General features: G+C 47.0%; 19 protein-coding genes. 9 read left to right on the top strand and 10 right to left on the bottom strand.

Annotated features, from left to right (window positions below; translation table 11 throughout):
- Positions 1-68 precede the first annotated feature (68 nt).
- The 4 genes from QJS83_RS17290 (at position 69) to QJS83_RS17275 (ending at position 4,219) form a co-directional block, all read left to right on the top strand.
- A complete protein-coding gene (locus tag QJS83_RS17290; RefSeq protein ID WP_350159059.1) occupies positions 69-1,085 on the top strand; it encodes an ABC transporter ATP-binding protein in 1,017 nt (338 codons plus the stop codon).
- Positions 1,085-2,053: an ABC transporter ATP-binding protein gene (locus QJS83_RS17285; RefSeq protein WP_284606721.1), complete on the top strand. Its 969-nt coding sequence runs from the start codon at positions 1,085-1,087 to the stop codon at positions 2,051-2,053. The genes QJS83_RS17290 and QJS83_RS17285 overlap by 1 nt, the downstream gene beginning before the upstream one ends.
- 53 nt (positions 2,054-2,106) lie before the next feature.
- Entirely contained in the window at positions 2,107-2,940 is an 834-nt protein-coding gene (locus QJS83_RS17280; RefSeq protein WP_284606720.1) for a PilZ domain-containing protein, read from the top strand.
- Between the two features lie 142 nt (positions 2,941-3,082).
- The gene (locus QJS83_RS17275; RefSeq protein WP_284606719.1) at positions 3,083-4,219 is read left to right on the top strand and encodes a lactonase family protein; all 1,137 of its coding nucleotides are present in this window, start codon (positions 3,083-3,085) and stop codon (positions 4,217-4,219) included.
- Here QJS83_RS17275 and QJS83_RS17270 read toward each other — a convergent pair.
- The 4 genes from QJS83_RS17270 to trxB all read right to left on the bottom strand — a co-directional run bounded on the left by QJS83_RS17270 (position 4,216) and on the right by trxB (position 8,220).
- Positions 4,216-5,919: a S8 family serine peptidase gene (locus QJS83_RS17270; RefSeq protein WP_284606718.1), complete on the bottom strand. Its 1,704-nt coding sequence runs from the start codon at positions 5,917-5,919 to the stop codon at positions 4,216-4,218. The two genes, QJS83_RS17275 and QJS83_RS17270, sit on opposite strands and share 4 nt — an antisense overlap.
- Positions 5,906-6,622, bottom strand: a complete 717-nt coding sequence (locus QJS83_RS17265) for a hypothetical protein (protein WP_284606717.1) — start codon at positions 6,620-6,622, stop codon at positions 5,906-5,908. Before QJS83_RS17265 ends, QJS83_RS17270 begins: the two co-directional genes overlap by 14 nt.
- 148 nt (positions 6,623-6,770) lie before the next feature.
- A complete protein-coding gene (locus QJS83_RS17260; RefSeq protein ID WP_284606716.1) occupies positions 6,771-7,268 on the bottom strand; it encodes a response regulator in 498 nt (165 codons plus the stop codon).
- A gap of 7 nt (positions 7,269-7,275) precedes the next feature.
- The gene (gene trxB / locus QJS83_RS17255) at positions 7,276-8,220 is read right to left on the bottom strand and encodes a thioredoxin-disulfide reductase (protein WP_284606715.1); all 945 of its coding nucleotides are present in this window, start codon (positions 8,218-8,220) and stop codon (positions 7,276-7,278) included.
- A gap of 108 nt (positions 8,221-8,328) precedes the next feature.
- On the opposite strand from trxB, the gene QJS83_RS17250 reads away from it, so the two are divergent.
- A complete protein-coding gene (locus QJS83_RS17250) occupies positions 8,329-8,616 on the top strand; it encodes a 2Fe-2S iron-sulfur cluster-binding protein (protein WP_284606714.1) in 288 nt (95 codons plus the stop codon).
- Here QJS83_RS17250 and QJS83_RS17245 read toward each other — a convergent pair whose 3' ends face one another.
- On the bottom strand, positions 8,617-8,919 hold the full coding sequence (locus QJS83_RS17245; protein WP_284606713.1) for a hypothetical protein: 303 nt from the start codon (positions 8,917-8,919) through the stop codon (positions 8,617-8,619).
- Positions 8,920-9,054: 135 nt separating this feature from the next.
- Between QJS83_RS17245 and QJS83_RS17240 the strand changes: the two genes are divergently transcribed.
- The gene (locus tag QJS83_RS17240) at positions 9,055-10,131 is read left to right on the top strand and encodes a hypothetical protein (RefSeq protein WP_284606712.1); all 1,077 of its coding nucleotides are present in this window, start codon (positions 9,055-9,057) and stop codon (positions 10,129-10,131) included.
- On the opposite strand, the gene trmB is transcribed toward QJS83_RS17240, so the two are convergent.
- From trmB to QJS83_RS17225, 3 genes are read right to left on the bottom strand one after another with little or no spacing between them, the layout of a single operon-like run.
- Positions 10,124-10,825, bottom strand: coding sequence for a tRNA (guanosine(46)-N7)-methyltransferase TrmB (gene trmB / locus QJS83_RS17235; protein ID WP_284606711.1), 702 nt, complete (start codon positions 10,823-10,825; stop codon positions 10,124-10,126). The two genes, QJS83_RS17240 and trmB, sit on opposite strands and share 8 nt — an antisense overlap.
- Positions 10,794-11,834, bottom strand: a complete 1,041-nt coding sequence (locus QJS83_RS17230; RefSeq protein WP_284606710.1) for a cation diffusion facilitator family transporter — start codon at positions 11,832-11,834, stop codon at positions 10,794-10,796. The genes trmB and QJS83_RS17230 overlap by 32 nt, the downstream gene beginning before the upstream one ends.
- 39 nt (positions 11,835-11,873) lie before the next feature.
- Positions 11,874-12,854, bottom strand: coding sequence for a GGDEF domain-containing response regulator (locus QJS83_RS17225; RefSeq protein ID WP_284606709.1), 981 nt, complete (start codon positions 12,852-12,854; stop codon positions 11,874-11,876).
- Between the two features lie 244 nt (positions 12,855-13,098).
- On the opposite strand from QJS83_RS17225, the gene leuS reads away from it, so the two are divergent.
- The 3 genes from leuS to QJS83_RS17210 all read left to right on the top strand — a co-directional run bounded on the left by leuS (position 13,099) and on the right by QJS83_RS17210 (position 18,277).
- Positions 13,099-15,495, top strand: a complete 2,397-nt coding sequence (leuS, locus tag QJS83_RS17220) for a leucine--tRNA ligase (protein ID WP_284606708.1) — start codon at positions 13,099-13,101, stop codon at positions 15,493-15,495.
- A 132-nt stretch (positions 15,496-15,627) separates the two neighbouring features.
- The gene (gene speA, locus QJS83_RS17215) at positions 15,628-17,532 is read left to right on the top strand and encodes a biosynthetic arginine decarboxylase (RefSeq protein ID WP_284606707.1); all 1,905 of its coding nucleotides are present in this window, start codon (positions 15,628-15,630) and stop codon (positions 17,530-17,532) included.
- Positions 17,533-17,638: 106 nt separating this feature from the next.
- Positions 17,639-18,277, top strand: coding sequence for a transposase (locus tag QJS83_RS17210; RefSeq protein ID WP_284606706.1), 639 nt, complete (start codon positions 17,639-17,641; stop codon positions 18,275-18,277).
- A 46-nt stretch (positions 18,278-18,323) separates the two neighbouring features.
- Here the strand turns inward: QJS83_RS17210 and QJS83_RS17205 are convergent, their stop codons facing one another.
- Both QJS83_RS17205 and QJS83_RS17200 read right to left on the bottom strand, forming a co-directional pair.
- Complete coding sequence (locus tag QJS83_RS17205) at positions 18,324-19,352, bottom strand: ABC transporter permease subunit (RefSeq protein ID WP_284606705.1); 1,029 nt, start codon at positions 19,350-19,352, stop codon at positions 18,324-18,326.
- Positions 19,349-20,377, bottom strand: a complete 1,029-nt coding sequence (locus QJS83_RS17200; RefSeq protein ID WP_284606704.1) for an ABC transporter permease subunit — start codon at positions 20,375-20,377, stop codon at positions 19,349-19,351. Before QJS83_RS17200 ends, QJS83_RS17205 begins: the two co-directional genes overlap by 4 nt.
- Positions 20,378-20,406: the final 29 nt, after the last annotated feature.

The raw sequence follows: 20,406 nt of genomic DNA, 5'->3' as shown, positions 1-20,406 counted from the left end.
CATTCGCTAGAAAAAAGGACCAGAGGTCTGTCTGGGGGCTTGCCTCAGGGCGGCGTGTCCTCTATAAGATGAAGCTTTCGAGGGGGTCATCTCCGGTGAGTGATATTCTTTTAGACGTACAGAATCTTAAGACACGCTTTAAAACCGACGAGGGTTCTTTCCTCGCAGTTGATGGCGTTAACTTTTCCGTAAAAAAAGGCCAAACCCTTGGAATCGTTGGTGAATCTGGTTGCGGTAAATCCGTAACTTCTCTTTCGGTTATGCGCTTGATCCAAAAACCTGGGAACATTGAATCTGGAAAGGTCATGTTCAAAGGGAAGGATCTTCTTGAAGCTTCTGATTCGCAAATGCGTAGCATCCGCGGAAACGAAATCGCGATGATTTTCCAAGAGCCGATGACGTCTTTGAATCCGGTTTATACGATCGGTGACCAAATCGAAGAAGCGATTCTCTTGCACCAAAAAGATCTTAATAAACAACAAGCTCGTGAGCGCGCGATCGAAATGCTTCGCAAAGTAGGTATCCCTGCTCCCGAGAAACGTTTCCACGAATATCCGCACCAACTTTCAGGCGGTATGAGACAACGTGTGATGATCGCGATGGCGATCTCTTGCAACCCTGAACTTCTTATTGCCGATGAACCGACGACAGCTTTGGACGTAACAATCCAAGCTCAGATCCTCGATCTTATGCGCAAGTTGCAAAAAGACTTCAACGCCGGAATGATTTTGATCACGCACGACTTGGGTGTGGTGGCAGAGATGTGCCAAGAAGTTGCCGTGATGTATGCCGGCCGTATTGTTGAGTTCGGAACTGTTGAAGATATTTTCTATCGTCCGAAACATCCTTACACAAAGGGTCTTTTGGATTCGATTCCACACTTTGAAACAGGTCACAAGCTGGATCAGTTGAGAACAATCAAAGGCATGGTGCCAAGCCTTTACAATCTTCCCGTGGGCTGCCGTTTTGCGGATCGTTGTCCTTACGCTCAAGATGATTGCCGTGCCTCTTACCCGAACATTGAAAACCTCCGTGGCATCCACAAAGTGGCTTGCTTCCACCCTCTTTCTGAGGAGGTAAAATAATGAGCACTCCACTACTTAAAGTTGAAAATCTGATGAAGAGCTTCCCGATTTACGGAGGCATTTTCAGTCGTGAAGTAGCCAGCGTAAAGGCCGTTCAAGGTATTTCCTTCGAATTGAAGAAGGGCGAAACTTTGGGTCTTGTGGGTGAGTCTGGTTGCGGTAAGTCCACTTTGGGCCGCTGCTTGATCCGCCTTCACGATACGACTTCTGGAAAGATTATTTACAACGGAAAAGACATCACGCACATCCAAGGCGAAGAGCTTCGTGATATGCGTAAAAAAATGCAGATTATCTTCCAAGATCCGTTTGCTTCTTTGAATCCACGTATGACGATCGGGGCTGTTCTTGAAGAGCCTTTGATCATTCATAATCTTTATGAATCTGCGAAAGACCGCCAAGATCGTATTCATGAATTGATCGATCTTGTGGGTCTTCGTCGTGAACATTTGAACCGTTATCCGCATGAGTTTTCAGGCGGACAACGTCAACGTGTGGGAATCGCGCGCGCTTTGGCCGTAAATCCTGAGTTGATCGTGTGTGACGAGCCTGTTTCTGCTTTGGACGTTTCGATCCAAGCGCAAGTGATCAACCTTTTGATGGAACTTCAGCAGAAGCTCGGTTTGACTTACATCTTCATCGCCCATGACTTGAAAGTTGTTGAACACGTTTCAACAAAAGTGGCTGTGATGTACTTGGGTAAAATCGTTGAGATGGCGGAAGCCGAAGAGCTTTACCGCAATCCAAAACATCCCTATACAAAAGCCTTGATGTCAGCGATTCCGGTTCCAGATCCACGTCGCAAAGACGAGCGTATCATTTTGACTGGCGACGTTCCTTCGCCAATCAACCCGCCATCAGGATGTCATTTCCACCCTCGTTGCCCGATGGCGATCGAGGATTGCAAGACTATCGTCCCGCCTTTGGAACAAAAATCCAAAGATCATATCGCGGCTTGTATCCGAGTATAAAGAACTAACCAGGTTTTTCCGATAAACTCCCTAGGATCGTACTAGGGAGTTTCATGAAGACGCAGGGTAAAGTTTGGATCATCTATGATGCCGAAAGCAAAACGCAGACAAAGCCAATGTCTGTCGTTCAAGCCCAAGTTGCGCTTCTCTCTTTAGCAAACAAAGATCCCGGTAAATATTTTCTATGGACGCCTGGTTGGGAAAACTGGGTTTGTGTTCGCGAATTCTTGGAGTCCGATCAGAAGTATTTCGCTATTGTCCAGCCGCCCGCACCGAATGAGTTGCCAGGTGTTTCAGACAACACCCTGACGGCAACACACAATGCTCCGGCAACGAATGGCGGGGCCGACAGTCCTTACACCCAAGTCGTCGTGGGAGACCTTCCTATCAAGCCTACAGAAGTCGGTGGCTATCACGCGAAAGACTTCAATGGCGACGAATTGGATTTAGCAAAAATTAAAAAGATGAAGCCCGAGGCGACAAAGAAAAAAACGGAGTCCGCTGCTCAGCCACAACAAAAAGCGGAACCATCCGGAGCAGATCGCCGTCGCGACCCTCGTCACAACTTCAAAATTGAAGTGGTGTTGGTTTCAAAGATTCGTTCTTTCAGAACATACTCTAAGAATATCTCTTTAAGCGGAACAATGCTTGAAGATGAAATCCCTAAAGACTTTTTGAACAAGCCCTTCGATTTGATCATCGTCAATCCTTTCGAATCAGATCCCGCGAAAGCACGCCTGCTTTTCAGAGCGAAAATTGTGGGTGACCTGACGGATCCTCGTCGTTTGATGTTTATCGAACAAGACGTGGCGATGACGTTGCGCTTGGATGCTTTGCTTAAAGCCTACGTGGCTTATCAAAATCAACTGCGCCAAAGTGCCGGTTGATTTCTTAAAAATCGCTTCCACCACTCAACGAAAGTCTTGGCTGTTCCCGAATGGAACATTTTTAGCTCGGATTGCATCAAATTAAGTCAAGAGTTCTTAACAATGCGCCGATCTCCTTTATGAAGAACGTTAGGAGACCAAAATGAGTACATTGAAGTGCTTGGTTGCGTTGGGATGCGCGCTGACTATTGTTATGGGTTGCCAACAGCCTCTTGAGGAAGCTTCGACGACTGCAAATCGTTACTTGTACGTCTCGAGTGGACTTTGTTACTCAGGTCCCGGCATTACGACATTCACTGCTGCGACGGCCTCCAACTTGGTTTACAAAATAGACACTGCAACCGGTGTTCGCGAATCCATCATCGCCGACTTCTCTGCTTTTCCTGCCACAGCCGGAGACACTCCGATATCTATAGTAAACTGGGATGATGAAAATCTTGTCGTGTTCGTACGTAATGTTAACGCCGGATCTTTGCAGACGCTGCCAAAACTAGGCGGCGACAGAAATATTTTCGGAACGAACCCGGCAATGTCGACGATCATTTCCACGGCGCCTAAAGGAATGATCAAAAGTTCTGACGGCGGTCTTTTAATGATTCGCACGGGTTTCATCGAAAAAATAAATTCCACCGGAGTTCGTCAGAACACACCGTATGTAAACAGCAACTTGGGAGCCACCTGCGGCACGGCAAATACTTATCTGACGAATATGGCGATATCGAGTACAGGCCGAATTATCACTGCCAACGGAGCCGCATCGCCAAACAATCGTGTCATCAGCGTTCCGGCGGCGGGTGCCAGCGGCAGTTGCTCTGCGGGACTGGCGGCACCAACCGCGGCGACTTATGCAACGGATTTAGTTTTTGATAAAGCCAATGGAAAGCTTATCGTCGCTTATGCGGGTGCAACGACTGCAGCGAACGTTAACAGCATCCACGCTTATGACTTTGACGAAAGTACCGGCGCCATCAGCAACGACCAAGTCATTTACGATGCCAATGCTTCCCCGTCGACATACAACTATCTTCTTTTTGGAATCTCAGCTATGACTTTGGATGAAGAGACAAACACGCTTTACGTGGCCACAGCGATTTCAAATGCTACGACCGTCGTGAACTATGCGATTGAAAAATTCAGTTATGATGCCACAAAAATCGGAACAGCCAATTCAGAGGTCCTCACACGTTCTGGAACTGTGCCCTTCTATAATTATGGAATTGATACGAAGTGTATTTCGTCAATGACTGTCGGAACAGATCCCACAGAGGCGGCGGATTAATAACTTCCAAAGAAGTTAAGACGCCAGCGAGTCACAGTTCCTGTATGCGTGGACTTACCGTCGATTACTTTCAATGTCCATGTCCCTTGCGCGCGTTCCTGATAGAACGCGTTTGATAACATGATTTCTCCTTCATAGTCGGTAAGACCGCGAAGAGCATTGTTCATATTTATCAGTATGCTTTTTGTTCCTGAAGGGGACTTTAACTCCAAAGCGAGATCTGCAAGGTTTGTGTGAGTCGCCCAGATTTGTAACTGCACGCCTTCGATTTTTAAATTCTCGTTCACCACCATCGTATCGCTGACACCGGTGGCGCTGTTATCAGGAATTGCCAAGCTTAGACCGGAGCGATCATGAATCCAGTTAGTGTTTATAAAAGCACCGAAAGAAGACGTGTAGTTCTTCGCCATCGCCACAGCTTTATCAACATCGATCTTTCCAAAGCCATACCAGTTATGAAATTTAAATCCTGCCGTATTCGTGACCCACGCTTGTTCCCAGATTGCGCCCGAGGGAAGTGATTCCCCCAGTGGGTGACGGTAAGAACCCACACCCCAATCCGCAGGATATGCCGTCTTTGCTAAGATGTATTTCACATCTCGCCACGTAAGATTGGGATTTGCTTGCAGCAAAAGAGCAATAGCTCCCGAAGCTGTCGGCGCTGCTGCCGAGGTTCCATTAAAGGTCACCGTATAATTGCAACTTGTATTGCCGTTGTACCCGCGATCAAAAGTCACCTTGCTTGCAACTGTCGACGTCGAAAAACCGTTAGAACATCCCATGCGGTCCGTTGTGACCATTGCGGGAGAATCGTAACCTTGCTCACCTCCAAAGGCGGAGATCCACAAGTTAGAACCCGGCGAGGAATACTCAGCCGCGTATCCGCTTGCATTCATGGCCCCCACAAGAACAGTGTAAGGTGTCACATTATCAGCGTCGAAGTTCGCATTGCCTATACATGGATCAGAAGAAGATCCTCGGCATTCAACAACAAAATTATTTCCGGCGGACTTCACATAGATCGAACCCTTGTTGGCTCTTCCAAAGGTCACACCATAAGCCATTTGAGCATGAAAGGTCGGCACGATTCCAATCAATGTATTCTGTTTCGAACCCCAACTCATGTTGAAGATATCGAAATTTCCCTTAGCTTGATCGTCCAGCATGGCTTCCGTGGCCGAAACCGCAGAAGATAAAAAGTTGGTCGCAGAGAATTGCGCATCGAACGCGACACCCTTTGTTCCCACGCCATTGCCGGCAACAGCTACGGCGAGACCCGCAACGGCCGTCCCGTGATTATCGTCCGCCGTTCGGGGACGCGACACAGCCGAGGTCCAAGGACTCGCCAAAGTGTAGTCTTTCGAAGAACCTGACAGAAAGTTTGCGCTAAGATCTTCGTGAGTATCTTCCACACTGTCGTCAGAAATCAGAATTTTAATTCCGGCACCGCTCACGCCTGAAGACCAGGTGTTAATAAGATTTAAATCAACCCCAGGGGACGCATGCGTAGACGCAAAGACATTCTGGCCCGAGTTTTTGATATGCCACGCATATTCTAATAAAGAATCGTAGCTATCCATCCCCTGGATTTCAGGAGCACTCAACGTGCTTTTCGCGCAATTCGTAAAGAAGACCGCCGTCGTCGCGCCGACCACACCCAAAGACAAAAGAATTTTAAAGCGCTTACTAATTCTTTTCATAACGTCGGCTTAAAATCTCAATTCTAACATTTTCCACACTAGGTTCTTTTCTTAAAACCTCTTGGAGTTCCAAAAGACTAAAGGGCTCTTGCGCAGCAGTGACGTAATAAGTCCGAATCTCTGGAGAGCTGCTCAAAACCTTGAGACCTTCGATACCATGCAGGACTTCTTCATTGAATCCTTCACGAAGAGTCACCGTAAAAGTCCCTGTCACAACGCCCACAACATCCAAACGAGATTCATAGGCGACTAGAGGACGACTAAAGTAAAACTGGCGAGGATCATTTTCCTGACTGTCTTCGACAAGGTAATAACCTGTCACTTCACTCAGAATCTTTTGTTTCGGTTCGCCCGCACCCTTTTGCAGTGCTGTCGTATTCTTTAGAATCTTCCAGCGCGTGCCCGTGAAAAGAGCGGAGCTTTCCAAAGTCTTTTCATCAATTGTAAGGACGTCATTTTTTCCCAACCTCGCGTTGGAGATAGTTCTTTCTTTTGGAGCGGAAGAGTTTAAGACTTTTGAAATTTCTGCAGCGGCTTGCTGTCCAGACTCTGCTTCTTCCGTCGCGGAAGAAGAGTTCAAGGCACTCGTCTTTAGTGAATTGACATCATTAGCAACAACGCTCTTGTTCGGCCGAACAAAATAAAAAGCGCCTAATACGCCACAGATAATAAGAATGAAAAGAACCACAGACCGACGTGCCATGAGCTTTTATTTTAACCAGCAAAAGGCCTTTCATCTTACTATTTTCTTGTAGAATTATTGGGAAAGTATGGAAGCTCCATCGAATCTCAAAATGGAACACTACTTAGGTCAAGGCGCCTTGACCGGCGCCTTCAGTTTCTAAAGAGAACTAAGCGTTTAGCTTCAGAAGTGTTTCGACCGTCTTCTTCAATTTTTCGACGTCGAAAGGCTTTTTGATATAGTCGTCAGCGCCGATCTCGAAGGCTTTTTTCATGTCTTCTTCGGCTGCTTTTCCTGAAACGAAGACCAGAGGAATTTTCTTGAGGTCTTTGTGTTCTTTAAGAAGTTGCGCGAGTTCAAAACCGTTAATCCACGGCAACCCCACGTCCATCAGAATCAAATCAACAGGATGATCATCCAACGCTGTAGAAAGTTCCGTTCCGTCAGCAGCAAGCTTCGTCACGTAACCTTCACTTTCAAGGATTCTCTTCATCGCTAAGCGCATTGTCTCGTCGTCCTCGATCACAAGAATGACCTTTGGATCCAACTTCTTCTTGGCTTCACGGAATTGATCGAGAGGTACGACTTCCTGGCTCGCGATGCGTGCCTTCGTCATCTTCTCGATCTTATCGATTAAATCCTTGGTGTTGATTCTTTTATCCTTCATACATTCCTTAGTGAGATGCTTGAGCTTCGAGCCATCTTTCAGCGTCAATCGCCGCCATACAACCCGTTCCCGCCGCTGTGATAGCCTGGCGGTATACATGATCTTGCACGTCTCCGGCAGCAAAGACACCTGGAATATTAGTATATGTGGTATTTGGTTGAGTTACCAAATAGCCTGTCTCATTCATATCCAACATTCCTTTGAAAAGGTCTGTATTCGGCTTATGACCAATGGCCAAGAAAAGGCCCGTAATAGGAAGCTCTTTAACAGCTCCATCGGTAACGCTTTTGATTTTTGCACCTGTCATGCTTTTGCCATCACCCAAAACTTCTTCAACTTCGGTATTCCACAAAATTTCGATTTTTGGATTTTTGAAAACACGTTCCGCCATAATTTTAGACGCACGGAAATGATCGCGTCTGTGAATCAAATAAACTTTGGAAGCAAAGCGTGTAAGAAATTGTGCTTCTTCCATCGCTGTATCACCACCGCCAACAACGCCGATTTCCTGATTGCGGAAGAAGGCGCCGTCACAAGTCGCGCACGCGGAAACACCGCGGTTCGCGTATTGTTTTTCCGAAGGAAGGCCCAAGTACTTTGCACTTGCGCCGGTAGAGATAATGATCGACTTCGCCAGATAAAGCTTTTCACCAACCCATACTTTGAAAGGACGTTGTGAAAGGTCTACCTTTGTTACGTTGCGAGTAAGAAAACGCGTACCAAATCTCTCGGCCTGTTTTCTCATGACTGTGATCAAATCAGGACCTGTGATTCCGTGTTCGAAGCCCGGGAAGTTTTCCACTTCCGTCGTTGTCATCAACTGACCGCCAGCTTCCTCACCTTCGATCATGAAGGGCTCCAGATTCGCACGAGCTGTGTACACAGCCGCCGTCAAACCCGCAGGACCTGAACCGATGATGATGACATTTTCAACTTTTTGATCTTGAGTCATAGAATACCTCGTATAAAAACAGCAATAAAACGCTCCCAGGCTATCAATAAACACAGCCCTTTTCATTAGTTCTTTGCACGTTTTGGACTGCGTCAGCTACAATGAGCCATGCCTTTGATTTCGTTTATAAAAAATAGACCTGCTTATAGCGTGGAAGAGGGCGCAAACCTGATGAAATCTCTTCTTGATGCAGGTTTGCCGGTCGCCTCCAGCTGCGATGGTGATGGCGTGTGCGCTAAATGTAAAATCGTGATCATCGAGGGCCAAGAAAATCTTTCTTCTGAAAATGAAACCGAAGCCTTCCTGAAAGAAAAAAACAACATTCCACGCGGCACCCGCATCAGTTGCCAAACCCAGGTTTTAGGCGATGTGACTGTGGACGCAACTTATTGGTAATTACTCAAGCCCCTGATCGCTTTGGAAGGGTAATCCAGGAGAGACTGTTTCGACTTCAGGTCGATCCGCACGGCGAGCCGTTGTTCCCATGCCAGGACAAGCTTCGCCAAACACTCGCAACAAAGCATTAGATCTTTCGCCTTTTTGGTTCCTATCGTAGCAAGTCGTGACCGAACCACGCGTGACGGTGACATCGGAAGGCGCCAAATAATCAGAGTCTCTTGTCGTTGAAACTGCCGCTAAAGAAAATTCACCGACGCCCACAATAAGCAAAATGCTAAGAGTCACTTTAACGAAAGTCATAAGCACCTCCGTCCCTCAGTATAAAATGCCTCTTTCCGTTTTTCTTGAAACTGCCGTTTAACGCTGGACCAAAGCTCGCTTGAAGGCGTACTGACTTCGTCTTTCACTCGAAGTATTCTTAATGAGGGGTCGCTGATGGAAGGTCGGATTCTCGTTTATCGGGTTTTTGATATAGGCAAAGACGTCGATTTGGAAAAAGCTCAGAGCCGATTCGAAGGTTCTACTTTTGCCCAACGCTTTCATTTGAATCGCCGCTCTAAAGCGATGATCATCAACAACGCTCCTCTCTCCCTTTTTCTGGAAACCTCCCGCTATGAAGTTCTAGGTCACATGCTGGATCTCGAGATCTCCGCCAAGATTTGGCATTTCGGTGCGCTTTCCGTAACTCTTTCTTTGCGTTTGCCATCGGCAATCGATTGGAACCGCTTAATTGAAATGGGAAATTTTTTAGAGAACGATCTGCAATTGCATGAGTTGGCAAAACAACGAGTCGAACAAGTCGTGCAAAGCTTCGATCCGTCCCGTCTTGATTTCGTTCGCTGGCAAACCTACGAAGACTATATTTGTTATTTCTTTAAAAACCTCGAAGGATGCGAGCAAAGTGCCTTAAGCATATTTGAACGTTACGACGTTTATCGTCTTATTCTTTCCGAAAACAACGAGATGCTTGCAGAGTCCATCAAGAAAGGTATCGCCGAGAGCACTTTTCAATACAGTCGCAACGACCTTTCGATCATCGACTGGAACTCCGCCATTGTCGTCGAACCCTCGGGATCTCTGGACATTCCCGACGTGATTGAGTTCGCTTTGTGCCAGCTCTTGGAAATGCGCTATTACGACGACATCCTGGACGAGAAACTGACGTACCTTTACTCGTCTCTTGAAAAGAAAAAAGCCAGTATTTTTCAAAACTATTACGTGCGACTTTCTAAAGAGGCGGCACAGATTTACCTGGAAATCTCTGACACTATCGAAAGTGTCGAAAACAGCATGAAAGTGGTGGGGGATTTTTATCTTGCGAAAATCTTTCGCGCAGCCCTAATGCGTCTGCGCTTTAAAGACTGGCAGGAAAGTGTCGACAAGAAATTGAACAGCATCGCGCAAGTTTCGCGTCTATTTGTCAGCGAATCGCACGAAAAGAAAAGCCAGCTTCTTGAAATCATCATCATTGTGCTGATTGCGATCGAAGTCGTGCCGCTTTTCTTTAAGTGATCTTCTGCAAACGAACAAAATTGATTTTAATACCTTCGCGCAGGAAGATTTTCTCAAACGCCGTTTCGAAGTTTTGGTCTTTCATTTCTGAATTATGCAAATCCTGCGTCTCAAAAATGATTTTGTAAGGAGCCTGGCGGATTTCATCCATCGCCCACAAGAAGTACTCTAAAGAATCCGTTTTAAAATTGATGAACGATCCTGGCTTTTGCAGACGATGCAACAATTCTAAATTCTGTTTGCAGACAAAACGGTTTTTCGGTTTTTTGGGCGAGGTCCAAGGATCTGGGAAATGGATATAGACATTATCAATCTCGCCTTCCGTGAACAATTCATCGATATTGAAAGCATGGAAGCGTGCAATCGCCGCATTTTTGCAACCGGCTTTAATAGCTCTACGAATGGACTGGATCAGAGGTTTGTATTTCAATTCCAGACCGACCAAAAGACGCTGATGGTGCGTTTGCGCGTGGTGCGCAAAGTAAGTTCCGTTTCCAGTTCCCACTTCCACATCCATCGGCATCGACGCGTCCGCTTTAAAAACATCGGAACGCCATTTTCCTTTGTTCAACGGAGCGCGCACTTCATCGAATGCCACATGCGAGTATTCGCCGTTCAACGCCAAAGTATAAGCATTTTGATGAGGAAGATTTGTCGTAATGTTAATTTGTCTGCGTGGAGCCTGGAATGTCATACGTCCCTTGATTAGTCGGACGCGGGCCATCGGTCAAGCTTTTCACAGTGAATGGTCTGTGGAGTTCAAATGGTTTTTGTCTGATCGGACAATTCTCTACCGCACAGACACGGCAGTAGGATTTTTTACATGGGTCGAGGTGAAAAGCGAGCTCGCCATCAAAGTCATAATCCTTTACCACGCTGTTCTCATAATCTTGAGAAAACTCATGAACTTTAGCGACATCCCAGTATTCCGGAACCACCAAGTGAGCATCAATGTGATGGAAGCGCCCAGAGCGAATCGTGCGCAAATGATGGATGTCGATAATACCAGGATGGCGATTTTTTTCGAGAGCATTAGTCAGATTTTGCAGGATCTCTTCATCTTGCTCATCCATCAAAACGCCGATGGACTCGCGCATGATTTTGTATCCCGAATAAGCCAACTGAAGGCCCACTAAGATCGCGACCAACGGGTCAATCCACTGCAAATCCGTGACTAAAACCAATAACAGACCGAGCATGACTCCGGCCGTGGTAACGACGTCGGAAAGAACATGCGCGCCACTGGCTTTCAGAGCGTCACTCTGATGAGTTTTCCCCACGCGCTGCAGGTATAAGCCCAAAGCAAGGTTCAGAATGGCCGCTCCCCCGACAATCAAAAGACCCATTTCTAATTCTTGCGTTGGCTCGCGATAGATAAGTGCTTTCACACTCTCATAAATAATCATGACCGCGGCAAAGAAAATCATTCCGCCTTCAAATGTGGAAGAAAAGTATTCCGCTTTCCCATGCCCATAGGGATGTTCATGGTCGGCCGGCTGAGCGGCAAAACGAACGACATACAAAGCAACACCGGAAGCAATCACATTCACGATACTTTCAAGCGCATCGGATAGAACCGCTGTCGATCCGGTGACTCGATAGGCTGCCATTTTAAGAAGAAAAATAAGAAGACTGGCAATAGCAGAAATCCAAGCGGCACGATTGCGAATGATGTCAGCTGGATTGGAAAGAGATTTTGCCATATACAGGGTTTTCGTAGATCACCCTACATTCGTCAACGATTAACCTGCTGCTTTTCGGCGTTTTTGCGCGGCTGTCTTGAGCTCGACGACGGGAGCTTGTTCGGGCTTGTAATAGCAAACCTGATTGCGTCCCCCGCGCTTGGCATCGTACAGGGCATGGTCGGCACGACGAACCAATTCCCGAGCCGTAATATTTTCGCCGGGAATTGTAATCGCAAAACCAACGGAAGCCGTCAGCTTGATTGAGTCATCACCACTTTTGAAAGTGGTTTTCTGGATGTTTTCACGCAAGCGTTCACAGAAGTACATCGCACCTTCGTGATTCGTTTCCGTCAAAACAACAAGGAATTCGTCACCACCGTAACGAGCCGGAATATCGATATTGCGCGTGTTCGCGCGAATGATTTTACCGACTTCCGACAGAACGTAACTTCCGAATAAGTGATCGTGGCCGTCATTCACGGTTTTAAAGTAGTCCATATCCATCATCACGACACAGACATCGCGGTGGAAGCGACGACCACGCTCCATCTCGAAGTCCAGACGTTGATACAGAGAGCGCATGTTATAAAGACCCGTGAGGTCATCCGTATCCACAAGCTCTTTCAGTTTTTCATTGGCAAAAAGCAGCTGCTCATGCAAATCGCGGATACGCAATTGGGTACGAATGCGCGCTAAAAGCTCCAAAGGCACGAACGGCTTGACGATATAGTCATCCGCTCCGGCGTCGAGCGCTTCGATAATGGCTTCTGTGCTGGAATTTTCTGAAACGAAAACGCAGGAAACGTGAGCCAAACGCTCGCGCATAGCACGCAGGATTTTCAAACCTGCCATAGATGGAGCAATCCAATCCAGAATCACGACATGCGGAATCCATGACTCTACCAGCGCGTGCGCCTCTGCTTCTGAGGTCACGCCACGGGCGTCATAGCCTTCCCAGCGCAGAGGTTCCAATAGAATCTCTAAGCTGTCTTTGTCGTCGTCGATCACAAGGATACGGCGACTTCTGGGTTGTTTCATGCCTACTTCAAAACTCATCTTACATACCAGTGTAACTTCAGCTCTTCTCTTCGGTTAAATAGGGGATTTTATTGAGATCAAATCTCTTCTAACGTCTAACTCTGGACTTTGATCTCGCACTCGTAATGATCCTCACAAACTTCCCCGTTGCGACCTTCGCCCGGCCTTAAACTCCTCTCTGATGCGACAGTATATTCATTGAATTGGCTTGGGGTTTTCGATATTTAGATATGAAGAGGTTTTTATGAGCATGAATTTCACCGAGTACGAACATAAGTGGCAAAAGAAATGGGCTGAGGCGAAAGCGTTTCAAGCCGAGACAAATAGCAAGAAGCCTAAGTATTATGCTTTGGACATGTTCCCCTATCCGTCGGGATCTGGACTGCATGTGGGCCATATCGCCTCGTACACTCCTGCTGATATTATCTCTCGTTATAAAAGAGCCAGCGGATTCAATGTTCTTCATCCCATGGGTTATGACGCCTTCGGTTTGCCGGCGGAACAATATGCAATTCAAACCGGCATTCACCCTGCAATCACAACACAAAAAGCGATCGAGAGTTTTAGAAAGACATTGCAGTCTTTCGGATTCAGCTTCGACTGGAGCCGCGAAATCTCCACATGTGAACCGAATTATTACAAGTGGACTCAGTTTATTTTCTTAAAGCTCTACGAGCGTGGACTTGCTTATCAAAAAGAAGTTCCCGTGAACTGGTGCCCTGCTTTGAAAACGGTTCTTGCCAATGACGAAGTCATCGACGGCAAATCCGAGCGCGGCGGTCACCCGGTCATTCGCGTTCCAATGAAGCAGTGGATGCTGAAAATTACGGACTATGCCGAGCGCCTTTTGAACGACCTCGACAAAGTCGATTGGCCTGAGCGCACGAAAGAAGCGCAACGCAACTGGATCGGCAAAAGCGAAGGCGCACGTGTCACTTTCAAAATCGACGGCACAGGCGATACTTTCGAAGTTTTCACCACTCGACCCGACACTTTGTTTGGCGTGACGTTTATGGTGATGGCTCCCGAGCATCCTTTGGTGAAAAAAATCACTTCTTCCGAACATAAATCACAAGTGGAAGAATATATCGCGACGACATCTCGCAAATCTGAGGTCGATCGTAAAGCGACGACAGATAAAACCGGCGTCTTCACAGGCGCGTATGCTTTGAATCCTGTTTCAGGGGAAAAAACTCCGATCTGGATCGCTGATTATGTTTTGATGGACTACGGGACTGGCGCGATCATGGCCGTTCCTGGTCACGATGCGCGTGACTTTGAATTTGCGACAAAATTCCAACTTCCTGTAAAACGCGTTCTTGAGGGCGGCGACGCTCTTCCGTTCGAAGGCGACGGGACTTTGGTGAATTCCGATTTCTTGAATGGTTTGTCGAAAGCCGATGCCATCAAAAAAATGCTTTCTCACCTTGAAGCGCAAAAATTGGGTGTACGCGAAGTTCAGTACAAACTCCGTGACTGGTTGTTCTCGCGCCAACGTTATTGGGGCGAGCCGTTCCCGATCGTGCATTTTGCGGACGGCAGCCGCGGCGTTCCTGTAAATGAACTTCCTGTGGTTCTTCCGGAAGTTGCAGATTATGAACCTTCCGATACAGGCGAGGCCCCACTGGCTCGCAACGCGGAATGGGTTCGTTACGTTTCCAAAGACGGCAAAGAAGGACGTCGCGAGACTGACACCATGCCGGGAGCGGCGGGTTCTTCTTGGTACTTCTTGCGTTACATTGATCCTCACAACGATCAAGCGCCTTTCAGCCCTGATGCGGAAAAGTATTGGATGCCGGTGGATCTTTACGTCGGTGGGCCTGAGCATACCGTCGGCCACTTGTTATATTCCCGCTTCTGGATGAAGGTACTTTTTGACTGCGGATTGGTGACTCACGACGAGCCTTTCCAAAAACTGGCTCACCAAGGAATGGTTCTCGGCCCCGATGGTGAGAAAATGTCGAAATCTCGCGGCAACGTCATCCCTGCTTTGGATATCTGCCACACGCATGGAGCCGATGCTGTACGCACCTTCGTCAGCTTCATGGGGCCTTTGGATAAAGACAAAGCGTGGTCTCCAACCGGCATTGACGGCGTAAAACGCTTTTTGGACCGTGTTTCTCGTTTGGTTGCGAACGATGAAGGCCAAGTTGTCGTCACCAAGGACGCTCCACCTCTTGAGATTGAGAAATTAGTTCACAAAACGATTAAAAAAGTCACAGACGATATCGAAACTATGAGTTTCAACACGGCTGTGAGCGCGATGATGATCCTTGTAAACGAGCTCTACAAGGCGGAATGTCGCTCTGAAAAGGCTTTGAAACCGCTCGTCCAGATTCTGGCTCCTTTTGCTCCTCATTTGGCGGAAGAATTGTGGGAAAAAATGAACGGAGAGGGACTTTGCTCTTTGGCTCCTTGGCCAAAATATGATAGTACCCTCGTCGCTGATGACACGGTCACTATCGGCGTGCAAGTGAATGGCAAAATGCGCGGCACGATCGAAATTGGCGTTGCAGCTTCTGAAGAGGAAGCGGTAACGGCGGCGAAAGCTGTTGCAGCGGTGTCTTCGGTTCTTGGCGGAAAAAATCCCGATAAGGTGATTTACAAAGCCGGGAAGATTTTGAATTTGATCGTGAAGTAGGCATTCCAAAAAGGGGTGCCTTAAAGCAAGGCCCCCTAGGACCAGTTTTTAAAACAAATCTTTTAGGGCCAAGCAAGAAACTATATAACCACTTTGTGAATCTAAACCACAAAGAGATGAGGGCCAAAAGAGATGTCTAATTGGAGTCCTGAAAAAAGCGCGGAGCTTTATGGGATTAACAACTGGGGCAACGGTTATTTCAGAATCAACGGAGCCGGCAACGTTGCTGTGACTCCTATGGGCGCAAACGGTCCCACAGTGGATTTGTTTGAATTGACCCAAGATCTTTTGGACCGTGGTATTCGCGTTCCTATCATGATTCGCTTTCCTGAAATTATTAAATCTCGTGTAGAGCTTTTGAACGGTTGTTTCCAAAAAGCTTTCGCGGATCATGGCTACAAAGGTTCTTACCGTGGCGTTTACCCTATTAAGGTGAATCAACAACGTCATCTCGTTCAAGAGTTGGTGAAATACGGTCGTGGTTACTCCATGGGTCTTGAGGCGGGTTCTAAACCTGAGCTTCTTGTTGTTCTTGCTTTGATGAACACGGAAAATGCGCTCATCATTTGCAACGGCTTCAAAGACTCCGAATACATCGAGACGGCGATTCTTTCTCAAAAATTGGGAAGAAACACGATCATCGTTGTCGATCGTAAAGAAGAATTAAAAATGATCGTGGACTGCGCAAAAAAATTCAACGCGCGTCCTAAGATCGGTTTCCGGGCAAAATTAAACACTCAAGGTGCCGGCAAGTGGGTGGACTCTTCAGGAGCTCGCTCTAAATTCGGTCTAACTTCGACGGAAATCGTTGAGGGCGTTGAGTACTTGAAAAAAGAAGGCATGCTTGAATGCCTTGAGCTTCTTCACTACCACATTGGCTCGCAAGTTCCACAAATTCAGTCCATCAAGTCTTCTTTGAAAGAAGGCGCACGCTTCTATACAGAGCTTGTGAAAATGGGCGCGGGCTTGAAGTACATCGACGTCGGCGGTGGTCTTGGCGTTGACTACGATGGTTCTGGCCACTCTGACAGTTCCGTAAACTATTCTGAACAAGAGTACGCGAACGACATCGTGTCTGTTTTGCAAACTCTTTGCGACGAAAAAGGCGTTCCTCATCCAGACATCGTGACAGAGTCAGGCCGCTTCTTGGTGGCGCATCACTCTGTTCTTGTCTTCAACGTGATGGGTATTAACGACCTTCATCGTCACGAACCTCCTCGTCCTGCTTTAAAGACTGATCACTCGATCATGCAAGACATGCAGTACATTTACGAGAAGGTGAACAAAGACAATATCAACGAGTGCTTCAATGACCTCGAGCAAGCGAAACAAGAGACTCTTCAGCTTTTCACTTACGGCGTTTTGAGTCTTGAACAACGCGCTTGGTGTGAAAGCATGTACTTCGCCATCGCTACGAAGATGGTGAAATTGGCTCGGGCCACTCCGGACTGCGAAGACATCGTGACAGCCCTTTCTAAAGAGCTTTGCGACACTTATTTCTCGAACTTCTCTGTATTCCAATCCGTACCGGATTCATGGGCAGTGGGACAATTGTTCCCAGTGATCCCAATTCACCGCTTGGGTGAAGAGCCCGTACGTGAAGCCACATTGGCGGATTTGACTTGTGATTCTGACGGCGTGATCGAAAAGTTCATCGACACGGCATCAGGAGAGCCTAAAGAAACGGTCCGCTTGCATCAATTCACAGACGGTCAACAGTACTACCTTGGCGTATTCTTGACGGGTGCCTACCAAGAGATCCTTGGCGACCTGCACAATCTTTTCGGAGATACAGATGCAGTTCACATCTCTTTGAACGGCGTCGGTTACACCATCGACCATTACGTTCCAGGCGATACAGTGACGGAAGTTCTTTCTTACGTTCAGTACGGCCGCTCGGAAATGGTAGACAATGTTCGTCAGGCAACAGAAGAAAGCATCCAAAAAGGCTCGATCACAAAACAAGAAGCAAAACTTCTGATCAAGCACTACGAGGAAGGCCTCTCAGGCTACACCTACCTCGAAGAAGCCGAATAGGTACCTGCTTCCGATCAGTCACGGAAGGTACAGTGTCAAATCGGATACCATATACTTATAAAAAGGCTCCCATTGAGGGAGCCTTTTTGCTTTGTCCGTATCCAATATGCCAAGACAAAAACAAATCTACACAGCCGAATTTCCGTATCACCTTTCAGCACGCTCACACAATAAAGAATGGTTCCATCTTCCCATCCATGAAGTCTGGGAGATTATGTCGAACTATCTCTACTTCATTCATCAAGCCTATAAAGTGGAAATCCATGCGTTCGTTCTGATGAGTAACCACTTCCACTTGATTGCGCGGTTTCCCGAAAACAATATGCAAGAAGCGATGAACTATTTCATGCGGGAAACTTCTCGAGTCATATCCAGAAGCTCCGGAAGAATAAATCAAACCTACGGATCTCGTTACTTTAGATCTGTTATTACCAAAGACCTTCACTTGGAACACGTCTATAAATATGTATATCGAAATCCTGTGGAAGCAAAAATTTGCGCCCAGGTTGAAGATTATCCGTTCAGCACTCTGCAGATAAGACTCGGATTGCGAAATGGCGTCATTCCGCTTGCGCCAGATCTTTTATTAGAAGAAAAGCCACACTCGACATTAACTTGGCTCAACACGAAGCCTTTAGAAAATGACAAAGAAACGATTCGGAAAAGTTTAAAACGACCAAGCTTCGGATTTTCTAACCGAAGCTCGGGAACTTTTATTCATCATTTAGAAGTGGATCGATATTAGAGCGGAGGTACCGTGCACCTTTCGTTACGAAAGGGAAGCAGGTACCTTACATTTTTGCGTCGAAGGCGTCGCGGACTGCTAGGCCGATGTTGATTAAGACGGTCAATGTTACGACGATGGCTACCATTGGGCCCCATACGAGCCATTCAGCGATCGTGAACCACTTTTGAGCTTGGGCCATCAATTCACCCCAGCTTGGTGTTGGCGGAACAAGACCTAGTCCCAAGTAATCCAAGAACGACAATGTATTTACACCACCTGCGATAAAGAACGGCGCAAATGTCACGATCGGCGTCAAACCATTCGGCAGAATGTGTTTACCGATAATACGCTTGTGATCTGCACCAATCGCTTTCGCCGCTTCAACATACTCGCGCTTTCTCAATGAAAGGAACTGCGCACGCATGTAGGCAGAAATACCCGTCCAGCTAAAGAACGCGAAGAAGATAATCAAAAGAGGCAAACTTGGCGTAAAGATCGAAATGATCGTGATCAATACGAACAAGATCGGCGTACTTTCCACGATCTCAACAACACGTTGACCGATAAGATCCGTTTTGCCACCCAAGTAACCCATCAAAGAACCGAACGTGATGCCGAGGACGTAAGTCGCGATCCAACTGCCCAAAGCAAAGATCATCGTATAGCGGAAACCATAAAGAAGACGAGTCATAACGTCACGACCACTCTCATCCGTTCCGATCCAGTTTTCTTTGGTTGGAGGAGATGGATAAGTGTCGACGTTTTTATTGCTCTCGTAAGGGTCCCACTGAATAAGAGGCCATATAGACCAGTCGCCCTCTTTCATTTCAAGCTGGCGATAGTCCATGACATAGATATCGTCACGACCGAAATCAGTTGGATGGTAATCCACGAAAAGAGGGAAATAAAGTTTACCCTGGTAGCTCACAACGTGAGGATGGTTGTTCGCCCAAAGCTCCGCAGTGAAGCTGAAGAAGAACATCGTAAGAAGGACCCAAACAGAGATCACAGCTACGCGGTCGCGCTTAAAGCGCTTATAGCGTTTAAGCGTAAGCTCATTCTTAATAAGATATTTTTGAATTGGATCCATCATTTGAAGTCAATCCTTGGGTCAATAAGCACGTAGATGATGTCACTGAATACGCGACCGAACATCAACAGCAATGAAGAAATGAAGGTCAATCCCATGATGACGTTATAGTCACGAGAAAGAACGGATTGATATCCCAACAAACCGATACCATCGAGATTGAACATCTGTTCGATAATCAAGGAACCCGCAAGGAAGGCTCCGAAGAACCCACCCAAGCCTGTCGCGATAGGAATCAAAGCATTACGAAGAGCATGCTTAAAGATCACAACATTTTCAGAAAGACCTTTAGCGCGCGCTGTACGAACGAAGTCAGACTTTACAACGTCCAACATCGAGTTACGCATAAGAACTGAAAGCTCTGTGAAACCACCGATCATGTAACAGATCAAAGGAAGAACGAAATGGTGAATGCGGTCCCAGAGTTTACCCATCGAAGTCAAAGACTCATAGTCATCTGACTGAATTCCGCCGATTGGGAACATATTCAATTTACCCGCAAACACAACGATCAAGAAGATACCCAAAACGAGCGGCGGGATAGAATAAGTTAAATTGAGAAGAATGGTCGTAAAGCGGTCAAAAGAGGCCCCCGCTTTAATGGCCTTACGCACCCCGAGCGGGATACAAACAATATAAGTCAGGATCAAAGATGCGATACCGAACTGCAAAGAAACAGGGAACTTACTTTTAATAACGTCAATCACTGGCTCTTGATAAGTAAAGCTCTCACCAAAATCCAAGCGGGCCAAGTTCTTAACCCAAATGATGTAACGCTCATGAAGAGGCTTATCGAAACCATATTGTTTCTTCAAAGCCTCGATAACTTCTTCGTTTACGGAAGTGTCGCCGCGGGTGTTAACGCCGCCACCGCCGCCTCCGCCACCTGCAGATCCGAAACGGATTGCTTGCAGCTTCTGCTCGATAGGGCTTCCCGGAGCTAAGTTAATCAACACAAAGGTGACAACTGTGATCCCGAAAAATGTCGGGATCATCAATAACAATCGGCGAATCAGGTAAACGATCAAAGCCTTACTCTCCCAATACTAAACGATAT

Origin of the sequence: Bdellovibrio sp. 22V (assembly GCF_030169785.1) — a bacterium.
Taxonomy (GTDB): Bacteria; Bdellovibrionota; Bdellovibrionia; order Bdellovibrionales; family Bdellovibrionaceae; genus Bdellovibrio.
This window is presented reverse-complemented; position numbering and strand designations above follow the sequence as displayed.

Coding starts and splice junctions, on each gene's coding strand:
- QJS83_RS17290 (WP_350159059.1), top strand. CDS start 69: ATGAAGCTTTCGAGGGGGTCATCTCCGGTGAGTGATATTCTTTTAGAC.
- QJS83_RS17285 (WP_284606721.1), top strand. CDS start 1,085: ATGAGCACTCCACTACTTAAAGTTGAAAATCTGATGAAGAGCTTCCCG.
- QJS83_RS17280 (WP_284606720.1), top strand. CDS start 2,107: ATGAAGACGCAGGGTAAAGTTTGGATCATCTATGATGCCGAAAGCAAA.
- QJS83_RS17275 (WP_284606719.1), top strand. CDS start 3,083: ATGAGTACATTGAAGTGCTTGGTTGCGTTGGGATGCGCGCTGACTATT.
- QJS83_RS17270 (WP_284606718.1), bottom strand. CDS start 5,919: ATGAAAAGAATTAGTAAGCGCTTTAAAATTCTTTTGTCTTTGGGTGTG.
- QJS83_RS17265 (WP_284606717.1), bottom strand. CDS start 6,622: ATGGCACGTCGGTCTGTGGTTCTTTTCATTCTTATTATCTGTGGCGTA.
- QJS83_RS17260 (WP_284606716.1), bottom strand. CDS start 7,268: ATGAAGGATAAAAGAATCAACACCAAGGATTTAATCGATAAGATCGAG.
- trxB (WP_284606715.1), bottom strand. CDS start 8,220: ATGACTCAAGATCAAAAAGTTGAAAATGTCATCATCATCGGTTCAGGT.
- QJS83_RS17250 (WP_284606714.1), top strand. CDS start 8,329: ATGCCTTTGATTTCGTTTATAAAAAATAGACCTGCTTATAGCGTGGAA.
- QJS83_RS17245 (WP_284606713.1), bottom strand. CDS start 8,919: ATGACTTTCGTTAAAGTGACTCTTAGCATTTTGCTTATTGTGGGCGTC.
- QJS83_RS17240 (WP_284606712.1), top strand. CDS start 9,055: ATGGAAGGTCGGATTCTCGTTTATCGGGTTTTTGATATAGGCAAAGAC.
- trmB (WP_284606711.1), bottom strand. CDS start 10,825: ATGACATTCCAGGCTCCACGCAGACAAATTAACATTACGACAAATCTT.
- QJS83_RS17230 (WP_284606710.1), bottom strand. CDS start 11,834: ATGGCAAAATCTCTTTCCAATCCAGCTGACATCATTCGCAATCGTGCC.
- QJS83_RS17225 (WP_284606709.1), bottom strand. CDS start 12,854: ATGAAACAACCCAGAAGTCGCCGTATCCTTGTGATCGACGACGACAAA.
- leuS (WP_284606708.1), top strand. CDS start 13,099: ATGAGCATGAATTTCACCGAGTACGAACATAAGTGGCAAAAGAAATGG.
- speA (WP_284606707.1), top strand. CDS start 15,628: ATGTCTAATTGGAGTCCTGAAAAAAGCGCGGAGCTTTATGGGATTAAC.
- QJS83_RS17210 (WP_284606706.1), top strand. CDS start 17,639: ATGCCAAGACAAAAACAAATCTACACAGCCGAATTTCCGTATCACCTT.
- QJS83_RS17205 (WP_284606705.1), bottom strand. CDS start 19,352: ATGATGGATCCAATTCAAAAATATCTTATTAAGAATGAGCTTACGCTT.